Source organism: Photobacterium sp. GB-50 (genome assembly GCF_003026755.1).
Taxonomy (GTDB): Bacteria; Pseudomonadota; Gammaproteobacteria; order Enterobacterales; family Vibrionaceae; genus Photobacterium.
In genome coordinates, this window is the sequence record NZ_PYNX01000010.1 from 67,137 (window position 1) to 87,980 (window position 20,844).

General features: G+C 41.7%; 20 protein-coding genes. 18 read left to right on the forward strand and 2 right to left on the reverse strand.

The window, feature by feature from the left end:
• Positions 1-530 precede the first annotated feature (530 nt).
• Positions 531-2,144 (forward strand): malate synthase A, encoded by a 1,614-nt coding sequence (aceB, locus tag C9J41_RS13780; RefSeq protein ID WP_107205973.1) that lies wholly within the window; start codon positions 531-533, stop codon positions 2,142-2,144.
• 134 nt (positions 2,145-2,278) lie between these two features.
• Positions 2,279-3,586: an isocitrate lyase gene (gene aceA, locus C9J41_RS13785; RefSeq protein ID WP_107205974.1), complete on the forward strand. Its 1,308-nt coding sequence runs from the start codon at positions 2,279-2,281 to the stop codon at positions 3,584-3,586.
• 148 nt (positions 3,587-3,734) lie between these two features.
• Here the strand turns inward: aceA and C9J41_RS13790 are convergent, their stop codons facing one another.
• The gene (locus C9J41_RS13790; RefSeq protein WP_045152137.1) at positions 3,735-4,202 is read right to left on the reverse strand and encodes a CBS domain-containing protein; all 468 of its coding nucleotides are present in this window, start codon (positions 4,200-4,202) and stop codon (positions 3,735-3,737) included.
• Positions 4,203-4,477: 275 nt separating this feature from the next.
• Here C9J41_RS13790 and queA point away from each other — a divergent pair, with 275 nt between their 5' ends.
• The 5 genes from queA to secF all read left to right on the forward strand — a co-directional run bounded on the left by queA (position 4,478) and on the right by secF (position 10,157).
• Positions 4,478-5,530 carry a tRNA preQ1(34) S-adenosylmethionine ribosyltransferase-isomerase QueA gene (gene queA, locus C9J41_RS13795; RefSeq protein ID WP_005369318.1) on the forward strand — a complete coding sequence of 351 codons (1,053 nt, stop codon included), beginning with the start codon at positions 4,478-4,480 and terminating at the stop codon, positions 5,528-5,530.
• 301 nt (positions 5,531-5,831) lie between these two features.
• Complete coding sequence (tgt, locus tag C9J41_RS13800; RefSeq protein WP_005369317.1) at positions 5,832-6,959, forward strand: tRNA guanosine(34) transglycosylase Tgt; 1,128 nt, start codon at positions 5,832-5,834, stop codon at positions 6,957-6,959.
• A gap of 16 nt (positions 6,960-6,975) precedes the next feature.
• Positions 6,976-7,311, forward strand: coding sequence for a preprotein translocase subunit YajC (gene yajC, locus C9J41_RS13805; RefSeq protein ID WP_107205975.1), 336 nt, complete (start codon positions 6,976-6,978; stop codon positions 7,309-7,311).
• A 32-nt stretch (positions 7,312-7,343) separates the two neighbouring features.
• Entirely contained in the window at positions 7,344-9,197 is a 1,854-nt protein-coding gene (secD, locus tag C9J41_RS13810) for a protein translocase subunit SecD (protein ID WP_107205976.1), read from the forward strand.
• 12 nt (positions 9,198-9,209) lie between these two features.
• Positions 9,210-10,157 carry a protein translocase subunit SecF gene (gene secF / locus C9J41_RS13815; RefSeq protein WP_045084286.1) on the forward strand — a complete coding sequence of 316 codons (948 nt, stop codon included), beginning with the start codon at positions 9,210-9,212 and terminating at the stop codon, positions 10,155-10,157.
• A gap of 262 nt (positions 10,158-10,419) precedes the next feature.
• Here the strand turns inward: secF and suhB are convergent, their stop codons facing one another.
• A complete protein-coding gene (suhB, locus tag C9J41_RS13820) occupies positions 10,420-11,220 on the reverse strand; it encodes an inositol-1-monophosphatase (RefSeq protein WP_107205977.1) in 801 nt (266 codons plus the stop codon).
• Between the two features lie 285 nt (positions 11,221-11,505).
• On the opposite strand from suhB, the gene trmJ reads away from it, so the two are divergent.
• From trmJ to pepB (C9J41_RS13875), 11 genes are all read left to right on the forward strand, one after another.
• A complete protein-coding gene (gene trmJ, locus C9J41_RS13825; protein WP_107205978.1) occupies positions 11,506-12,246 on the forward strand; it encodes a tRNA (cytosine(32)/uridine(32)-2'-O)-methyltransferase TrmJ in 741 nt (246 codons plus the stop codon).
• Between the two features lie 110 nt (positions 12,247-12,356).
• Positions 12,357-12,872 (forward strand): Fe-S cluster assembly transcriptional regulator IscR, encoded by a 516-nt coding sequence (gene iscR, locus C9J41_RS13830; protein WP_107206458.1) that lies wholly within the window; start codon positions 12,357-12,359, stop codon positions 12,870-12,872.
• A gap of 31 nt (positions 12,873-12,903) precedes the next feature.
• Entirely contained in the window at positions 12,904-14,118 is a 1,215-nt protein-coding gene (locus tag C9J41_RS13835; protein WP_107247367.1) for an IscS subfamily cysteine desulfurase, read from the forward strand.
• A gap of 33 nt (positions 14,119-14,151) precedes the next feature.
• A complete protein-coding gene (iscU, locus tag C9J41_RS13840) occupies positions 14,152-14,538 on the forward strand; it encodes a Fe-S cluster assembly scaffold IscU (protein WP_006646316.1) in 387 nt (128 codons plus the stop codon).
• An 18-nt stretch (positions 14,539-14,556) separates the two neighbouring features.
• Positions 14,557-14,880 carry an iron-sulfur cluster assembly protein IscA gene (gene iscA / locus C9J41_RS13845; RefSeq protein WP_005369297.1) on the forward strand — a complete coding sequence of 108 codons (324 nt, stop codon included), beginning with the start codon at positions 14,557-14,559 and terminating at the stop codon, positions 14,878-14,880.
• Positions 14,881-14,966: 86 nt separating this feature from the next.
• Positions 14,967-15,482, forward strand: coding sequence for a co-chaperone HscB (gene hscB, locus C9J41_RS13850; protein ID WP_107294703.1), 516 nt, complete (start codon positions 14,967-14,969; stop codon positions 15,480-15,482).
• Between the two features lie 33 nt (positions 15,483-15,515).
• Positions 15,516-17,369 (forward strand): Fe-S protein assembly chaperone HscA, encoded by a 1,854-nt coding sequence (hscA, locus tag C9J41_RS13855; RefSeq protein ID WP_107294704.1) that lies wholly within the window; start codon positions 15,516-15,518, stop codon positions 17,367-17,369.
• A gap of 2 nt (positions 17,370-17,371) precedes the next feature.
• Positions 17,372-17,713, forward strand: coding sequence for an ISC system 2Fe-2S type ferredoxin (gene fdx / locus C9J41_RS13860; RefSeq protein WP_005369292.1), 342 nt, complete (start codon positions 17,372-17,374; stop codon positions 17,711-17,713).
• 87 nt (positions 17,714-17,800) lie between these two features.
• Complete coding sequence (gene iscX / locus C9J41_RS13865) at positions 17,801-18,004, forward strand: Fe-S cluster assembly protein IscX (RefSeq protein WP_107205981.1); 204 nt, start codon at positions 17,801-17,803, stop codon at positions 18,002-18,004.
• Between the two features lie 187 nt (positions 18,005-18,191).
• On the forward strand, positions 18,192-19,475 hold the full coding sequence (pepB, locus tag C9J41_RS13870; protein WP_107205982.1) for an aminopeptidase PepB: 1,284 nt from the start codon (positions 18,192-18,194) through the stop codon (positions 19,473-19,475).
• Positions 19,476-19,553: 78 nt separating this feature from the next.
• On the forward strand, positions 19,554-20,831 hold the full coding sequence (gene pepB, locus C9J41_RS13875) for an aminopeptidase PepB (protein WP_107205983.1): 1,278 nt from the start codon (positions 19,554-19,556) through the stop codon (positions 20,829-20,831).
• Positions 20,832-20,844 lie beyond the last annotated feature (13 nt).

Here is a 20,844-nt window from a genome sequence, read left to right on the forward strand (position 1 = left end):
TAAACGGTATTTTAATCTTTTTGTTGTAATGGGTTTAAGTTGCTGTTTTGATGGATTATTTTGTTTTGCGTCACAAACAAAGAATAGTGATATTTATCAGTATATTCCTCCTTTGTTTAACTACAGTCTTAATAATTACTTTTAAAATATATTAAATCAGATAATTACCTTCCCTTGATAAAATTATTTTTGTTTAAAACAAATATTATCAATAAATTCTAACTTCCTCGTTATGTAATAAAATTACGTAACTACCTACAAAAAATATCATTATTAAAACAAGTTGTTGATTCCGAGTTATTTACTGACTTTTGTTTTAATTCAGTGTTTTGACTTTTTACTCTAATTTTTTTAACTTTTTGTTTTTGAAGGGTTTTGTTGTTTTATTGTGATTTTGGTTAGAAAAGGTGAAATTTGCTTTTTGTTATATGTTGCGGCAACGTAAAGGGAAAGTTAAGAAGTAAATAACATTAAAAAGCTCTTGAGGCTTATTGATAAAAGTAGTGATTAAGTTACAAGGATGGGGCGTTATGGCAGATACTGCGGTTCAATCTAATTACCAAATGAAATTATCATTACAGCAACCGTTAACAGAAACTCAGCGTGAAATCCTAACTGATGACGCGTTACTTTTCTTAGAACGCTTAGTGGATCGTTTTGCTGAACGTGTTCCATTGTTGCTAGAAGATAGAGAACGTCGTCAATGCCTGATAGATAAAGGGCAATTACCTGACTTCAACCCTGAAACAGAGTCTATTCGACAAGCAGAGTGGAAGATTCAGAATATTCCAGCAGATTTGCAAGACCGACGAGTTGAAATAACAGGCCCTGTCGATCGTAAAATGGTTATTAATGCACTTAACGCCAATGTGAAAGTGTTTATGGCTGACTTTGAGGATTCCTTCGCGCCGGCATGGAATGAAGTTATTGAAGGTCAGCGTAATCTGCGGGATGCGGTGAATGGTACGATTAGCTATACCAATCCCAACACTGGTAAGCATTATCAACTTGCTGATGATCCTGCAGTATTAATCTGCCGTGTGAGGGGATTACACCTTCCAGAAAAACATGTGCTGTGGAATGGAAAACCCATCCCTGGGGCGCTATTAGACTTTGCCTTATACTTTTTCCTGAATCAAAAAGCATTACTAGCCAAAGGCAGTGGTCCTTATTTCTACCTACCAAAACTACAGGCTTATCGTGAAGCCGCATGGTGGAGTGATGTGTTTAGCTACACCGAAGATGAGTTCGGTTTAATGCGCGGAACAATTAAAGCAACGGTACTTATTGAAACTTTACCTGCCGTGTTTGAAATGGATGAAATCCTTTTTAGTTTGAAAGAACATATTGTTGGGCTTAATTGCGGTCGTTGGGATTATATCTTTAGCTACATTAAAACCCTTCGCCAGTATCCCGATCGTATTTTGCCTGATCGCCAAGTTGTAACCATGGAAAAACCGTTCCTTAATGCTTATTCACGTTTGCTGGTGAAAACCTGCCACCGTCGTGGCGCATTTGCGATGGGAGGCATGGCCGCTTTTATTCCATCTAAAGAAGCAGAGCGTCAAGCATGGGTGCTTAATAAAATTCAAACAGATAAAGCACTGGAAGCGAGTAATGGTCATGACGGTACATGGGTTGCACATCCAGGTTTGGCTGACACCGCTTGTGGAGTCTTTGATCAGGTACTGGGTGATCGTAAAAATCAATTAGATATTACCCGAGACGGCGATGCACCCATTACTGCTGATGAGTTATTAGCGCCGTGTGATGGTGAGCGTACAGAAGAGGGGATGCGTCATAACATTCGTGTTGCGGTGCAATATATTGAAGCTTGGATCTCCGGCAATGGCTGTGTACCTATCTATGGCTTAATGGAAGATGCAGCAACAGCTGAAATATCGCGAGCTTCAATATGGCAATGGATTAAACATGGTAAAGCATTATCAAACGGTAAAGTCGTAACTAAAGCTTTATTTGAGCAAATGCTAATAGAAGAAATGCGAGTTGTAGAAGCTGAGCTCGGTGATGAGCGCTTTAAGCAAGGGCGATTTGATGAAGCTGCAGCATTAATGGCAAAACTAACGACAAGTGAAGAGTTAGATAATTTCTTAACCCTTCATGGCTATGAATATTTGAATTAAACGCAGTCGCGTTTGAGTAAAACTGAGGATCCGCGGTAGTTGAGGGTAAGCAGTAATAGAACCACCTTAGAACGTAATATCAATTGACCATCATACCAACGGATTAATGCGGACAGAGACGAGGGATAACCATTATGACATTAACACGCCAACAGCAAATTGAAGCAATTGAAAAAGACTGGGCAGAAAACCCACGTTGGAAACATGTTAAACGTACCTATACTGCGGAAGAAGTCATTAACCTGCGCGGCTCATTTGCACCTGCAAATACGATTGCCCAGCGTGGCGCAGATAAATTATGGCAATTAGTGAATGGTGATGCCAAAAAAGGCTATGTAAATTGTCTTGGCGCTTTAACTGGCGGTCAGGCAGTACAACAAGCAAAAGCCGGGATTGAAGCGATTTATTTATCAGGTTGGCAGGTTGCGGCTGATAATAATACTGCGTCGACCATGTATCCTGATCAATCTCTCTATCCTGTCGATTCAGTACCTGCGGTTGTTAAACGTATCAATAATTCGTTCCGTCGCGCAGATCAAATTCAGTGGGCGAATGGTGGTAACCCTGAAGATGGCGTTGATTACTTTTTACCTATTGTTGCTGATGCAGAAGCCGGATTTGGTGGCGTATTAAATGCGTATGAATTAATGCGTAGCATGATTGAAGCAGGGGCGGCTGGTGTTCACTTTGAAGACCAATTAGCATCGGTAAAAAAATGTGGTCATATGGGCGGCAAGGTATTAGTACCGACACAAGAAGCGGTACAAAAGTTAGTTGCAGCTCGTCTTGCGGCTGACGTGGCGGGAACCACGACTTTAGTGATTGCTCGTACCGATGCCAATGCAGCAGATTTATTAACGTCCGATTGCGATCCGTATGATAAAGATTTCATTATTGGAGAGCGTAGCGCAGAAGGTTTTTATCGTGTTCGTGCAGGGATTGATCAGGCCATTGCTCGTGGCTTAGCGTATGCGCCTTACGCTGATTTAATTTGGTGTGAAACAGCAACACCATGCTTAGAAGAAGCACGTAAGTTTGCAGAAGCCATTCATGAACAATACCCAGATCAACTCCTGGCTTATAACTGTTCACCTTCTTTTAACTGGGAGAAAAACCTTGATGCTGAAACCATTGCTAAATTCCAGCAAGAACTTTCCGACATGGGCTATAAATACCAGTTCATTACATTAGCGGGTATTCATAATATGTGGTTCAACATGTTTGAATTAGCCCATGCTTATGCGCAAGGTGAAGGTATGCGCCATTACGTTGAAAAAGTTCAGCGCCCTGAATTTGAAGCAGCCGATAAAGGTTATACCTTTGTTGCTCACCAGCAAGAAGTGGGAACAGGGTACTTTGATACCATGACCAATACGATTCAAGGGGGGAATTCTTCAGTGACCGCATTGACGGGGTCTACAGAAGAAGAGCAATTTAAGTAAACCTAAAAACAGTTTTAAGATAACGTGTTTATAGTAGTGACTATCCTAGCAGTGTTGTTATCAACAGTACTCATGTATTAAGCCGCATATAATACCAGTACTTGTTAATTACGTTATCATCGGGGAGCAGTGATGCTCCCCTTTTTTATTAATCAAGAATATCAAGGGTATCTAAATCAGGCTCAATAGGATCGACTTCTTCTTGCATTTCTAGCAGTGAAATTGCAATTGATACAAAATCACTATCTGTAATAATACCCACTAATTTTTTATTTTTTAGTACGGGTAAGCAACCTATTTTATGCTTTTGCATATAAAGTGCTGCTTCTTTTAATCCTGCACGATAATCCACACTCATTATTTTTGTTTTCATGCCTTGTTCAATTAAAACATCAAGTGGGGAAGACAGTGGATTTTCAATAATTGATTTTAGATTGGAATCTTGGGCTGACAAAATATCGCGCTGGCTTACTAACCCGATAAGTTCATTGTTGTGGTTGGTGATCGGTATATGGCGAATAGATAAAGTATCCATCATTTCTTTCGCATCAAGCAACGTATCATTACGTGACAAAGTACGCGGTTGGGGTGTCATCATATCGGCAACGGTAAACATATAAACCTCCATGCAATACTGCAAAAAATCGCGAACTGTGGTTCTATTCGCTGATCTTTTTTCAATATATCGGAATACGTTGTTTGCACGCATGATGAATATCAAATATTTCAATATAATATTTGTGGTCTTTATTCCTTGGTGGGATGAGTGTCTGATATCAGACGATATGAAAGAAATTCTCATATTACGAGATCTAAATTACAGTTGGGTTTCGCATCTTAAGGGAAGTTAAGTATATAATGCCCGCTTGCTGTGATTTAGGGCGTAATACAATGCAAGTTTCAGATTTTGATTTTGACTTACCAGATGAGCTGATTGCTCGTTATCCTCAACCTGAACGTACCGCGAGTCGTTTATTACAAATGACGGGCAATACGGGTGAATTGGCACATAAAGGTTTTAAAGATGTGCTAGATCTTGTACAAGCTGGTGATTTACTTGTATTTAATAATACTCGTGTGATCCCTGCGCGTATGTTTGGACATAAAGCTTCAGGTGGTAAAATTGAAGTTTTAGTTGAGCGTATGCTTGATGACAAATCTATTTTAGCGCATGTTCGTGCCTCTAAGCCGCCGAAACCAGGTAATGAATTATTATTGGGTGAAAATGGTGAGTTTTCAGCTGAAATGGTTGCCCGTCATGATGCATTGTTTGAAATTCGTTTTAATAGCGATAAAACAGTGCTGGAGATCTTAGATGCAGTGGGTCATATGCCGTTGCCTCCTTATATTGATCGCCCAGATGAAGATGCTGATAAAGAGCGCTACCAAACAGTATATAATGCCAAGCCTGGTGCGGTAGCTGCACCAACAGCAGGCTTACACTTTGACGATAAGCTAATGGCGGATCTAAAAGCAAAAGGTGTTAATTTTGCTTTTGTCACTCTGCATGTCGGTGCTGGTACGTTCCAGCCTGTGCGTGTTGATGATATCAATGATCACCATATGCATTCTGAATATGTGGAAGTTCCTGAAGAGGTTGTTACTGCTGTTAACGAGACGCGTGCAAATGGCGGACGAATTATTGCTGTGGGGACAACATCTGTACGTTCATTAGAAAGTGCCGCACAAGATGCCCTAAAAAATGGTACTGAATTTAAGCCATTTTTTGGTGATACTGAGATCTTTATTTACCCGGGTTATCAGTTCCAACTCGTGGATGTGTTGATTACTAATTTCCACTTACCAGAATCAACATTAATTATGTTAGTTAGTGCTTTTGCGGGTTATGAAAACACCATGAATGCCTATCATGAAGCAGTAGCAAATAAATACCGCTTCTTTAGTTATGGCGATTCAATGTTTATCACTCGTAAAGATGTATAAGGCTTAATAGGTATACATTTTTACCAAGAAAAGGTTGAGGCTGCTTTTTGTTACAATTGCAGCCTTTGTTGTGTCTGTAGCATAGTATAAATTCTATGATATTAAGCCAGCCACAACGTTACGTTCTTCCGCTACGCTTTAGGTTGTCATTGCCAATATGGTTTGATGAGTTAAGGTGCAGTCGGCAATCATATATCTATATATTGTGATTGTTTTTTGTGGCTGATCAGGCGTTTGCCTGTGGGGCTAGGTCCTGTAATGGGAAATACGTCAGATTGTTTCTCTGGCTTTTGGAGGTTTTGTGAAATTTGAATTAGATAAAACGCAAGGTCGTGCTCGTCGCGGTCGTTTGCAGTTTGAACGTGGTACGGTAGAAACACCTGCGTTTATGCCGGTAGGTACTTACGGTACTGTTAAAGGCATGACACCTGAAGAAGTTAAAGATACGGGTGCTCAAATCTTACTGGGTAACACGTTCCACCTATGGTTACGTCCTGGTCAAGAAGTGATGAAGTTACATGGTGATTTACATGACTTTATGCAATGGCAAGGTCCGATCCTTACCGATTCAGGCGGTTTCCAAGTATTTAGCCTTGGCTCTTTACGTAAAATCACTGAAGAGGGGGTTCACTTCCGTAACCCTGTTAATGGTGACAAGATTTTCATGGACGCTGAAAAGTCGATGGAAATTCAAAAAGATCTTGGTTCTGATATCGTAATGATTTTTGACGAGTGTACGCCATATCCAGCGACACACGACGAAGCGAAAAAGTCGATGGAAATGTCACTACGTTGGGCACAGCGCAGCCGTAATCATTTTGATAAGCAAGAAAATCCAAATGCACTGTTTGGTATTGTTCAAGGTGGTGTATACGAAGATCTTCGTGATGTTTCTGTTGAAGGTCTAACCAAAATTGGTTTTGACGGTTATGCAGTAGGCGGTTTAGCGGTCGGTGAGCCTAAAGAAGACATGCACCGTATTCTTGAGCACACGTGTCCACAACTGCCAGAAGATAAGCCTCGCTACCTTATGGGTGTAGGTAAACCTGAAGATTTAGTGGAAGGTGTTCGTCGCGGTATTGATATGTTCGATTGCGTAATGCCAACACGTAATGCCCGTAATGGTCACCTATTTGTGACTGGTGGTGTGATCAAGATCCGTAATGCGAAACATAAAACAGACACAACGCCTTTAGATCCGCATTGTGACTGTTACACTTGTAAAAATTACTCTAAAGCGTATTTGTACCATCTAGATAAATGTAATGAAATCTTAGGTGCACGCTTAAATACAATTCATAATTTACGTTACTACCAACGCCTAATGGCAAGTATTCGTAAATCAATTGAAGAAGATCGTTTCGATGCGTTTGTAGAAGAGTTCTACGCGCGTCGCGACCGTGAAGTTCCACCATTACAAAATGTTTAAAACGAGGACGTTATAAATGAGTTTCTTTATCTCACAAGCACACGCAGCAGCAGAAGGTGCCCCTCAGGGCGGAAGCATGCAGCTATTTATTATGCTTGGTTTATTTGCTGTTATTTTTTACTTCATGATTTATCGTCCACAAGCTAAGCGTGTGAAAGAGCACAAAGCGCTAATGAGCTCGATGGGCAAAGGTGATGAAGTAATGACGAACGGTGGTCTACTAGGCCGTATTACTAAAGTTTCTGCTGAAAGTGATTACATTGTTCTAGCACTTAACGACAATACGGAAGTAACAATTAAAAAAGATTTCATTACGGCTGTTTTACCAAAAGGCACAATGAAGTCGCTTTAATATAAAAACATTCGCTTTGAAGGATCATAGCAGTGCTTAACCGATACCCCCTGTGGAAGAACCTGATGGTGTTGTTTGCGCTTATCATTGGTTTGCTTTATGCACTTCCTAACGTATACGGTGAAGATCCAGCGATTCAAATTACCGGGGCGCGTGGCGCCTCGGTTAATATGAGTGCTTTGGATACTGTCATCGAAGATTTAAAAAAGAACAATATCCCATACAAGTCAGCTGTTTTTGAAAAAGGTTCAGTGCTTGTCCGCTTTAATGATACTGATACCCAAATCAGTGCTCGCGATATCTTAAATAGTGAGTTAGGTAATGATTATGTTGTTGCACTAAACCTTGCAGCTTCCACTCCTTCTTGGCTTGAATCTATTGGTGCATCACCAATGAAATTGGGTCTCGATTTACGTGGTGGTGTTCATTTCTTAATGGAAGTGGATATGGATGCGGCTATGGATAAACTTCTTGGTCAACAAGAAGAAACATTCCGTACTGAGCTTCGTGAAGAAAAAATTCGTTACCGTGCAATCAGTAAAACAAAAGACAGTGTTCAAGTTCGTCTTCGTGATGAAGCGCAATTGGAACAAGCTGAACTCGCGTTAGAAAAATTGCATCCTGATATGCTGTTCACAACCAGTAAAATCAATGGTCGTTATGTATTAACGGCGAAGTTTACTGAAGAACGTTTACAGGAAATCCGTAATTATGCTGTCGATCAAAACATCACCATTTTACGTAATCGTGTAAATGAACTCGGTGTTGCTGAGCCATTAGTACAGCGCCAAGGCGCAAACCGTATAGTGGTAGAGCTACCGGGGGTTCAAGATACGGCTCGTGCAAAAGAAATTTTAGGTGCGACAGCAACGCTTGAATTCCGTGAAGTTGATAATAATGCTGATTTAGCTGCGGCTGCGGCTGGACGAGTACCGGCTGGCAGTGAAGTAAAAATGACCCGTGATGGCCGCCCTGCGGTACTAAAAAAACGTGTCATTCTTGCGGGCTCTCATATTACGGATTCAAGTTCGAGTGCGGATGAATATGGTCGTCCACAAGTTAACATCTCGCTAGATACCGAAGGTGGTAGCAAGATGACAGCTTTCTCGAAAAATAATATCGGTAAGTTGATGGCAACGGTTTTCACTGAATATAAAGACAGTGGTAAGCGAACGCCTGAAGGGAAAGTTATCCTGACTAAACACGAAGAAGTTATAAACCAAGCAACGATTCAATCTGCACTTGGCCGAAGCTTCCGTATTACAGGTATCGACTCTCAAGCTGAAGCACACAACTTATCATTATTATTACGAGCAGGTGCATTGATTGCGCCAATATCGATAGTTGAAGAGCGTACGATTGGTCCATCAATGGGTCAGCAAAACATCGATATGGGTGTACAAGCATGTATCTGGGGTATGGTTGCGGTAATGCTATTTACGCTGCTTTACTACCGTGGGTTTGGCATGATTGCTAACTTAGCATTGATAATGAACTTAGTGCTTATTATCGGCATTATGTCGATGATCCCGGGGGCTACCATGACCTTACCAGGTATTGCTGGTATCGTACTGACTGTCGGTATGGCGGTTGATGCCAACGTGCTTATTTTTGAACGTATTCGAGAAGAGCTTCGTGAAGGACGTAGTCCACAACAAGCAATTCAACAAGGCTATGGAAATGCGTTTAGCACGATTGCAGATGCAAACATCACAACCTTAATTACAGCAATTATTTTGTTTGCTGTGGGTACGGGCGCAATTAAAGGTTTTGCCGTGACATTATCGATTGGTATTTTAACGTCGATGTTCACCGCAATTATTGGTACACGTGCCGTTGTTAACTTGATCTATGGCGGTAAACGCGTAGATAAGTTGTCGATTTAAGGAGTCGCAGAGATGAGAGAGTTATTGAATGCGAACAAAGTCGTCGACTTTATGCGTTGGTCAAAGTTTGCCTTTATCTTTTCATTGATAATGATCATGGGATCGATTGCCACTATCTCGACCAAAGGTCTAAATTGGGGCTTAGATTTTACTGGCGGAACGCTGATCGAAGTTAGCTTCAAAGAGCCTGCTAATTTACCCTTAATACGTGAATCATTAGAGAAAGCGGGTTTTGGTGATGCCGTTGTGCAAAACTTCGGTACTGCGCGTGATGTGATGGTGCGTTTGCAGCCTCGAGAAGGTGTTAAAGGCGAAGTACTTGGTAACCAAATCCTTGATGCACTAAAAGACGGTACTGCACAGTCGGTTGAAATGCGCCGTATTGAGTTTGTCGGTCCTAATGTTGGTGATGAACTAGCAGAAGCCGGCGGCATGGCTATTTTAATCGCTTTGTTGTGTATCTTACTTTACGTATCACTGCGTTTTGAGTGGCGTTTAGCGGCAGGTGCTGTGTTGTCGTTAGCACACGATATCATCATTACTGTTGGTATTTTCTCTGTGCTACAAGTAGAGGTTGATCTAACGATTGTTGCGGCATTACTAACAGTAGTTGGTTACTCACTTAACGATACTATTGTTGTATTTGACCGTATTCGTGAAAACTTCCGCAAAATGCGTAAAGGAAGTCCTGCTGAAATAATGAATTGTTCAATTTCGCAAACATTAAGCCGTACCTTAATTACATCCGGTACAACCTTGTTTGTTGTCATTGCGCTATTTGCTCAAGGCGGATCAATGATCCATGGATTTGCATTAGCACTTCTGATTGGTATCACGATTGGTACTTATTCTTCTATTTACGTTGCGTCAGCATTAGCGCTTAAATTGGGTATTACCCGTGAGCATTTAATGCCAACGCCAGTAGAAAAAGAAGGTGAAGAGCTTGATGCAATACCATAATCAGTTGGTATAAGTTATGAATGAGAAAGGACCGCTTGCGGTCCTTTTTTTATATTTTTATTCTAGCTGCTCAGGATAGACAGTTTTAGAAAGTTGATGCAGTGATAATGTCTTTTTCATATCTACTTGGTATATAGTGCTTTACAGTGATTGCAATGTACGCTGTTTAATTATGACATTATTTAATTATAATATTGTTATAAAAAAACGCCCTGCTGTATAACAGCAGGGCGTTTTGTAATCTTACTGGATAATCAGTGGATTATTTTGCTAATGCGTCACTACCGAATTCACGGATTTTTGCAAGCATTGGCTTAACTACACGCGCATTACCAGCAACAATGTTGCCAGATGTTAGGTAGTTAGTGTTACCAGTAAAGTCAGCACAGATAGCACCAGATTCGCGAGCGATTAGTTCGCCTGCAGCAAGTTCCCAAGGCTTTTGGCCTAACTTGAATACACCGTCAACACGGCCAGCCGCTAAGTAGCAAAGATCCAATGCAGTAGAGCCTGATTGACGCATGTCATCACAGTCTGCAAATAATGCATTTTGGATTTTTAGGTAGCTTTCTGCATGCTGTTTAGCGGCAAAAGGAAGACCCGTTGCTAAAACAGTTCCTGTTAGATCACGAGGTTGTGATGAACGGATACGCTGGCTGTTAAGCTGAGCACCTGCACCGCGAGTTGCAGTGAATAATTCGTTACGTACAGGATCGTAAACAGCAGCAACTTCAGTGCGACCACGCATACGTAGTGCAACTGATACTGCAAAGTGAGGGTAACCGCGAACGAAGTTCATGGTGCCATCCACTGGGTCGATAATCCATTGACACTCTTTGTCACGTCCTTCTTTGTTACCAGATTCAGCTGCAATGATGCAGTGATCAGGGTAAGCCTTAAGGATAGTTTCGATGATGATAGCTTCAGCTTCATGATCGATATTGGTAACAACATCATTACCTTTATTAGCAACCTCAATAGATTGAGGCTTTTCTAGAGATTTAATGACATGGTCACCAGCCTTTCGCACAGCGCGAATGGCAATATTAAGCATCGGATGCATAGGATCTTCCCAACGGATGTTAAAGAACTAAAAAGCGGCGGCGAGTATAACAGAGCTAAAAAAAAAAGGAAGTGGTTATTTTTTCGACATTGTTCAGATTGTAGTGTGCGCTTTTGCGAGGTAATACGTATAAGTTACTAATAAATAGTGTTGATTATCGTTATCTGATTATTGAATAGCAGCAATAGATAATTACTGCTATCAAAAACACATGTTTTCACCACTTTTATTATGGCTGTGCTAAAATCTGTCAGCTTTAGTTAATTGTTGGAATGTTGCTTCATCATGTTAGATAAAATTCGCGTTGTTCTTGTTGGTACGTCACATCCAGGTAATATCGGTTCAGCTGCACGTGCAATGAAAGTTATGGGATTGACGAATTTGGTATTAGTTGATCCTGCCTGTGAAATTGACGGCCACACTATTGCATTGGCGGCAGGTGCTGCTGATGTTGTCGAAAACGCAAAAATTGTAAAAACATTAGATGAAGCGGTTGCAGATTGTGGTTTTGTTGTTGGGTCAAGTGCACGCTCTCGTACCCTTGAATGGCCACAATTAGATCCACGAGAGAACGGCATCAAAGTGGTTGCTGAATCTAATCAGCATCCAGTCGCTATTCTTTTTGGCCGTGAGCGAACAGGGTTAACTAATGAAGAATTACAAAAGTGTCATTGCCATGTCTATATTCCAGCAAATCCTGAATATAGCTCATTAAATTTAGCAATGGCTGTACAAACAGTAAGTTATGAAGTCCGTATGGCTTATTTGGATTCTCAAAAGTATACGGGTAAAACGGAAGTTGAAGAATATCCTCGCGCTCAAGAACTTGAAATGTTTTATGAGCACCTCGAAAAAGTCACTCGTCAAACCCGCTTCATAAATAAAAACCATCCAGGTGTAGTGATGGCTAAATTACGCCGTTTATTCACCCGTGCTCGCCCAGAGCAGCAAGAGTTGAATATTTTACGCGGTATTTTATCGTCAGTAGAAAAGACGATAGAAACACTAGAAAAGACTGAAAAATAACCACTTAAACTTAATGGTTTAATAACCAACTAAAACAGTCAAGTAAATACTTGACCATTTTAGTTGGTTATGAGAAGCTTGCTTTAAATATTCAAGCAGGTAGCAGTGTTATGAAGTTGACTTCAAAGGGAAGATACGCGGTAACAGCAATGTTAGATGTTGCATTACACTCGCATAATGGACCGGTTCCATTAGCGGATATTTCAGAGCGCCAAGGAATATCGCTGTCTTACTTAGAACAATTATTTTCGCGTCTTCGCAAAGCAGGGTTAGTAACCAGTGTACGTGGTCCTGGCGGTGGTTACCGTTTAGGCGAAGAAGCATCTGATATTGCTGTCGGTATGGTTATCGCTGCAGTTGATGAATCAGTTGATGCAACCAAATGTCATGGAAAAGGGGACTGCCAAGGTGGTGCTCGTTGTTTAACTCATACGTTATGGCATGACCTAAGCGATCGCATTAGCGGCTTTTTAAATAACATCACTCTTGGTGAGTTGATGAAAGATAATGATGTACAAAGCATTTCTGATCGTCAGGATGAAATCCTACAAGGAAATAGCAAAGCATCTTTTGGACATAAAAAATCACACGACAGCGCCACAATAGGTGTCGATGTCCGCTCCTAGAGACCAGACGTTCGTGTTTTCGGAGAAGAAAATGAAACTGCCAATATATTTTGATTATTCCGCTACTTGCCCTGTAGATCCTCGCGTTGCCGAGAAAATGATGCAGTGCCTAACTATGGAAGGTAACTTCGGTAACCCAGCATCACGCTCTCACCGTTATGGTTGGCAGGCAGAAGAAGCAGTAGATACTGCTCGTGAACATATCGCTGATTTAGTAAATGCAGATCCTCGTGAGATCGTATTTACCTCTGGTGCAACGGAATCTGATAACTTAGCGATTAAAGGTGCGGCACACTTTTATAACAAAAAAGGTAAGCACATTATTACCTGTAAAACTGAACATAAAGCGGTTCTTGACCCATGTCGTCAGCTAGAGCGTGAAGGTTTTGAGGTAACGTACCTTGAGCCTGAATCTAACGGTTTGATTGATTTAGCTAAGCTACGCGATGCTATGCGTGAAGACACAGTTCTAGTTTCAATCATGCACGTGAACAATGAAATTGGTGTGGTTCAAGATATTGCAGCAATCGGTGAACTTTGCCGTGAAAACAAAACAGTTTTTCATGTCGATGCAGCACAGTCAGCAGGTAAATTACCGATTGATGTACAAGCAATGAAAGTTGATTTAATCTCTTTCTCAGCGCATAAAATTTATGGCCCTAAAGGTATTGGCGCACTATATGTTCGTCGTAAGCCTCGTATTCGCCTAGAAGCGCAAATGCATGGTGGTGGTCATGAGCGCGGCTTCCGTTCTGGTACATTACCAACGCATCAAATCGTAGGTATGGGTGAAGCATTCCGTATCGCGAAAGAGGAAATGGATCAAGATTATCAACACGCGGTTAAATTACGCGATCGTTTGTTAATGCGTTTAGAAGGCATTGAAGAAATGTCTATTAACGGTGACTTAGAGCAACGCGTACCCCAAAACTTAAACATTAGCTTTGCTTTTGTGGAAGGCGAATCACTGTTAATGGCATTAAAAGATCTTGCTGTATCATCAGGTTCAGCGTGTACCTCTGCAAGTTTAGAACCTTCTTATGTACTTCGTGCATTAGGTCTTAATGATGAACTAGCACATAGCTCTATTCGTTTCTCATTTGGTCGTTTTACGACGGAAGAAGAAATTGATTATGCAGCAGCCCAAATTAAAGGTGCCGTAGATAAACTACGCGAAATGTCACCACTTTGGGATATGCATAAAGAAGGTATTGATTTAAACACAGTTGAGTGGGCGCACCACTAATCTGCGGCTAGACTGTTTTCGAGGAAATTTATCATGGCATATAGTGAAAAAGTCATCGATCATTATGAAAATCCGCGTAACGTGGGTTCATTTGACAAAGATGATCAAAATGTAGGTAGCGGCATGGTGGGTGCACCAGCATGTGGCGATGTAATGAAACTTCAGATCAAAGTAACTGAAGAAGGCATTATCGAAGATGCAAAATTCAAAACCTACGGTTGTGGTTCTGCAATTGCTTCTAGCTCACTAATCACTGAGTGGGTTAAAGGCAAAACATTAGATGAAGCCGCATCAATCAAGAACTCTGCAATTGCTGAAGAACTTGAGTTACCGCCGGTTAAAGTTCACTGTTCAATTCTTGCAGAAGATGCAATTAAAGCGGCAGTTAGCGATTATAAAAAGAAACACGAGCAAAAATAACTTTCTGAGGTTTGTTGTATGGCCATTACTATCACTGAAGCGGCAGCAAGTCGCGTATCGACTTTTTTAGCCAATCGTGGCAAAGGCCTTGGTTTACGACTAGGTGTTCGCACTTCAGGATGTTCTGGAATGGCTTATATCCTTGAGTTTGTAGATGAACTCGATGAAGGGGATCAGGTCTTCGATGAAAAAGGCGTTAAAATTATCGTTGATGCAAAAAGTTTAGTTTACCTTGATGGAACTGAACTGGATTTTGCCAAAGAAGGCCTAAATGAAGGTTTTCAGTTTAACAACCCTAACGTGTCTAGCGAATGTGGTTGTGGCGAAAGCTTCAACGTATAAACGTTTTTAGTGTTTCAGTTGAACCTGACTGCTAATCGTCTTTGGCGAGTTAGTCGTCAGGTTTAATTTTTATTAATGGTCATAATATGAATCATTTCGAATTATTCGGGTTACCTTTTCAGTTTGAATTGGATAACAGCCTTCTTGCCTGTCAGTTTCGAGAATTACAGCGTCGCTTTCATCCTGATAATTATGCGACAGCGTCCGAACGTGATCGTTTGTTGTCAGTTCAAAAAGCTGCACAAATTAACGATGCATTTCAAACCTTAAAAAATCCGGTATCACGTGCCGAATACATGTTGGCTGAGCGTGATGAAGATATTCGTGGTGAACAAAAAACCTTGCAAGATATGGCTTTTTTAATGCAGCAAATGGAACTGCGCGAAGCATTAGAAGCGATTCCTGATTCATCCGATCCTGAAAGTGCGTTATTTGATTTTGAGCAGCAAGCTTCTGCGATGTATAAAGAACAATTGGCGCAACTTGCTGAGTTATTGAATAATGAACAATGGCTCGAAGCGGCTGATGGCGTACGAAAATTAAAGTTTATTGTAAAATTGCGTGATGAAGTTGAGCGCCTTGAAGAGTCGCTATTCGATTAATCATCCACATGCGTTATTTAGATAGGAATGACAATGGCACTGTTACAGATTGCTGAACCGGGTCAAAGTGCTGCACCGCATCAACACAAGTTGGCGGTGGGTATAGATCTAGGTACAACTAATTCACTTGTTGCTGCAGTACGCAGTGGCGTTGCAGAAACATTAAATGATGCAGAGGGGCGTGCTATTTTACCTTCTGTTGTTCATTTCGGTGACAATGAAGTCCTAACCGGTGATGCAGCCCGCGCTTTCGCTCAACAAGATCCAACCAATACTATTTTATCAGTTAAACGTCTAATGGGACGTTCACTGGCTGATATTGAGCAACGTTACCCGCAACTACCATACCAATTTGAAGCATCGGATAATGGATTACCTCAGCTTATTACGCGTAGTGGCAATGTAAACCCTGTTCAGGTATCTGCTGAAATTCTTAAATCATTAAGTCAACGTGCGGTTGATACGCTGGGTGGTGATCTTGAAGGTGTGGTGATTACGGTCCCTGCTTATTTTGATGATGCGCAACGTGCAGGCACAAAAGATGCAGCGAAATTAGCTAACCTTAATGTGCTTCGTTTACTTAATGAACCAACAGCTGCCGCGATTGCCTATGGCTTAGATTCAGGTCAAGAAGGTGTGATTGCTGTCTACGATTTAGGTGGTGGTACGTTTGATATTTCTATTTTACGTCTTTCTAAAGGTGTATTTGAGGTATTAGCGACGGGCGGTGATTCGGCATTAGGTGGTGATGACTTTGATCACTTGTTAGCAACGTGGATCTTAGAACAAGCGGGTTATACTGAGGTACTTACAGCGCAGCAACGTCGTGCGCTACAAGACACGGCACAAGCGGCAAAAGTGGCGTTGACTGATGCTGATAGCGTTGATCTTGATGTCTTAGGTTGGCAAGGTCAGATTAGCCGTGAGCAGTTCGATGCACTTATTCAACCATTAGTGAAAAAAACACTGATGGCGTGTCGCCGTGCATTAAAAGATGCTGATATAACCACTGATGAAGTCATTGAAACAGTGATGGTTGGTGGTTCAACACGCGTACCATTGGTTCGGGATATGGTCGGCGACTACTTCGGTAAAACACCGTTAACCTCTATCGATCCTGATGAAGTTGTTGCGATTGGTGCTGCTATTCAAGCTGACATTTTGGTGGGCAATAAGCCTGATTCTGATATGTTATTGCTTGATGTGATCCCACTGTCACTAGGTATTGAAACGATGGGAGGCATGATTGAGAAAATTATTCCTCGTAATACGACGATTCCTGTTGCTCGTGCTCAAGAGTTTACCACGTTTAAAGATGGTCAAACGGCAATGTCCGTTCACGTTGTACAAGGTGAGCGTGAAATGGTCAGTGATTGTCGTTCACTAGCACGATTTACCCTACGTGGTATTCCTGCGATGGCTGCGGGTGCTGCTCATATTCGTGTCACTTACCAAGTTGATGCTGATGGTTTATTGTCAGTAACAGCAATGGAAAAGAGTAGTGGCGTACAGTCTTCTATCCAAGTTAAACCATCGTATGGCTTATCTGAAGATGAAATTGCGACTATGCTTCGTGATTCAATGACCTATGCACAAGATGATAAAGATGCACGTGCATTGGCAGAACAGCAAGTGGAAGCAGATCGTGTGTTAGAAGGGTTAATCGCAGCACTTGCCGCTGATGGTGATACCTTATTGAGCACACAAGAGCGTGCCGAATTAGAAACAGTAATGATGGAACTAGTTCAATTGCGTCAGGGATCAGATTCTCGCGCTATTGAAGCTGGAATTAAGAAAACAGATAAAGCGAGCCAAGAATTTGCTTCTCGTCGAATGGATAAGTCTATTCGTCAAGCATTGGCTGGCCAATCTATTGATGAGGTTTAAGCATGCCTAAGATTGTTGTACTTCCCCACGAAGAGCTATGCCCTGAAGGTGCAGTATTAGAAGCAGAGTCAGGTGAGACAGTGCTTGATGTTGCACTACGTAATGGTATTGGAATTGAACATGCGTGTGAAAAGTCTTGTGCATGTACTACGTGTCACGTTGTGATTCGTGAAGGTTTTGATTCATTAAATGAAAGTGATGAACTAGAAGATGACATGCTTGATAAAGCATGGGGGCTAGAGCCTGAATCACGTCTAGGTTGTCAGGCTCGAGTCGCTGATGAAGATTTAGTGGTTGAAATTCCACGCTATACGCTAAATCTTGCCTCTGAGGCTGCGCACTAATTATAAAAAAGGTTACCATTAGGTAGCCTTTTTTTTCATCTCAGCGTTGTTATTATTATATCTATCAATATATAAGAGGGTATTTCGATGAGCTTGAAATGGATTGATTCGCTCGATATTGCTATTGAGCTTTGTGAACAGCACCCTGATGTTGATCCCAAAACAATTCGCTTTACTGATCTTAGTGAATGGGTGCAAGCATTGGATGATTTTGATGATGATCCTAACCACTGCAGTGAAAGAGTGTTAGAAGCCATTCAAATGTGTTGGATTGAAGAAGCAGACGAATAAACGGTTGTAATAGAGTAAGCATCTAATTGATTGTCGAAACAATTGAATTAGGTGCTTTTTTTGTTTTTATTCGTAGATAAATATTTTAAATCTAATTGCAATCAGCGGACTTTACCCCCATAACTATTTATCTATAACGCATGTATTTGTTTAACACTGCGCAGTTGCTACATTCAAGGAGTTTTTAATGTCGACTATCATGGCTGTTTCTCTCACCCAACAAGCAGCGAATGCACAATGGGGTGCCAATGCCTTACTTAGCTTTAGTGCTGAAGGTGCTGTTATTCATTTAATGGAAAATGAGCAACTTGCTAATATCCAACGCGCAGCCCGTCGTTTAGATACCCAGGGTATCAAACAGGTAGAACTTTCAGGTGAAGGCTGGGATTTAGATCGAACGTGGGCATTTATCCAAGGACATCGTACATCTAAGCCTGGTAACAGTGTGGTTTGGTCGGCGTTAAATGAGACAGATGAAGCGGAATTACAAGCACGAATCAAAGCGACTGAGTGGGTACGTGAAATTATTAACCAGCCAGCAGATGTAGTGCGCCCGTCACAGTTAGCGACACGTGCTGGTGAATTTATTAAATCGTTAGCACCAGAACATGTAACTTATAAGATCATCAAAGGCAATGATTTATTGGATGAAGGTTGGAACGGTATCCATGCTGTAGGTCGTGGCTCTGAGCATCGTCCAGCCATGCTTCGCCTAGATTATAATCCAACAGGTGATGCTAATGCGCCAGTGTTTGCATGTTTAGTTGGTAAAGGGATCACATTTGATTCCGGTGGCTACAGTATAAAACCCTCAGCGGGTATGACGGCGATGAAAGCCGATATGGGTGGGGCAGCATTAGCGACCGGTGGTTTAGCATTAGCGATGGCACGAGGTTTAAACAAGCGTATTAAGCTGGTGCTATGTTGTGCTGAAAATATGATCTCAGGTCGTGCATTAAAACTTGGCGATATCATTAAATATAAAAACGGTACGACAGTCGAGATTTTAAACACGGATGCCGAAGGACGTTTAGTCTTGGCTGATGGTTTAATTTACGCGAACAGTCAAAACCCTGAATTAGTGATTGATTGTGCAACATTAACAGGTGCAGCCAAAATGGCGCTTGGTAATGATTACCATGCGTTACTAAGCTTTGATGCGGAATTGTCTCATACTGCATTAACAGCAGCGGCAGAAGAAAATGAAGGTATGTGGCCGTTACCACTTGCCGATCTTCACCGTAACATGTTGCCATCAAATTATGCCGATCTTGCCAATATCTCAAGTGGTGATTTTATGCCTGGGGCAAGTACTGCTGCAGCATTCCTTTCTTACTTCGTTGATGATTATAAAAAAGGCTGGATGCACATTGATGCCAGCGGTACCTTCCGTAAAAGTGCTAATGATCAGTGGTCAGCTGGTGCAACAGGTATGGGTGTAAGAACACTTGCAAACATCCTAACTAAATAAGTTCCGTTTCAAAATTAAAAGCCTTCTTACGATAAGAAGGCTTTTTGCATTATCTGAATAAGAAAGGAAGACTTCATTATGCTCAATGTTTATTTATCAACTGAAGAGTCCAACGGTCCTTGGGGATTAAATTCGCTACTAAGCTATCAATCAGATAGCGCGACGGTTCATTATCGCAGTGATTTTCCATTACGTCGTATTCAGCAGGCTGGTCGTCAAATTCAATCACAAGGTGCACAAGCTGTACGTTTAGTGGGTGACGGTTGGAATTATGAGCGTCAATGGGCGTTTTACTGTGGTTTTGCAGCAACGATTACACCAGTAGAAATTCAATGGGCCTCCATTGATGAAGATGAATTAGAGCTGTTAAATGCCCGTCGTCATTGCTCTGACTGGCTACGTAAAACAGTTAACGCGACACCTGAAGAGATGTCACCTGAGAAGTTAGCCCATGAAGCAACTTGTTTTCTAAAAAAAATCGGTGGTGACAATATTCATGCACAACAAATTGTGGGCGATGAACTATTAGCTGATGGTTGGGTAGGAATATACAATGTTGGTCGCGGTAGTGTGCGACCACCTGTAATGCTTGAAGTGGATTACAATCCTACTGGCGATCCAGAAGCGCCAGTATCGGCTTGTTTAGTTGGTAAAGGGATCACCTTTGATTCTGGTGGCTACAGTTTAAAACCTAGCGCAGGCATGGTTGCGATGAAGTGCGATATGGGTGGGGCTGCAACGGTTACTGCGGCATTAGGTTATGCGATAGAGCAAGGGCTAGGTCAACGTGTGAAGTTGATCCTATGCTGTGCTGAAAACCTCGTATCAGGTAACGCTTATAAGCTTGGTGATGTGCTAAGTTATAAAAATGGTGTTACGGTGGAAATAGTTAACACTGATGCTGAAGGGCGCTTAGTGTTAGCTGATGGTTTAATTGCAGCTTCTGCGACAGGCGCACCACTGATTATTGATGCTGCGACGTTAACAGGCGCAGCAATGGTTGCAGTAGGTAGCGACTATAATGCAATTTTTGGTTTAGATAAGCCATTATTACAACAAGCACAGCAGTTATCCGAGCTAGTAAATGAGCCTGCATGGCCATTACCATTAGAAAAATGGCATCAGGAATATTGCCCGTCACCTTATGCTGACACCGCGAATAGCCGTGTACAAAAAGGTGGTGGTATGGGAGGCGCATCCAATGCCGCAGCGTTTTTGTCCCGCTTTGTTGACACCGAAAATAGTCGTTGGATCCATTTTGATTTAGCGGCATGTTTCCGTGATGGCGGAGATCCGCGTTGGGCTGCTGGCGCGACAGGGTTAGGTCTTGCTAATATTGCAGGTTTGTTGCTGTAACTTAAATTCATGA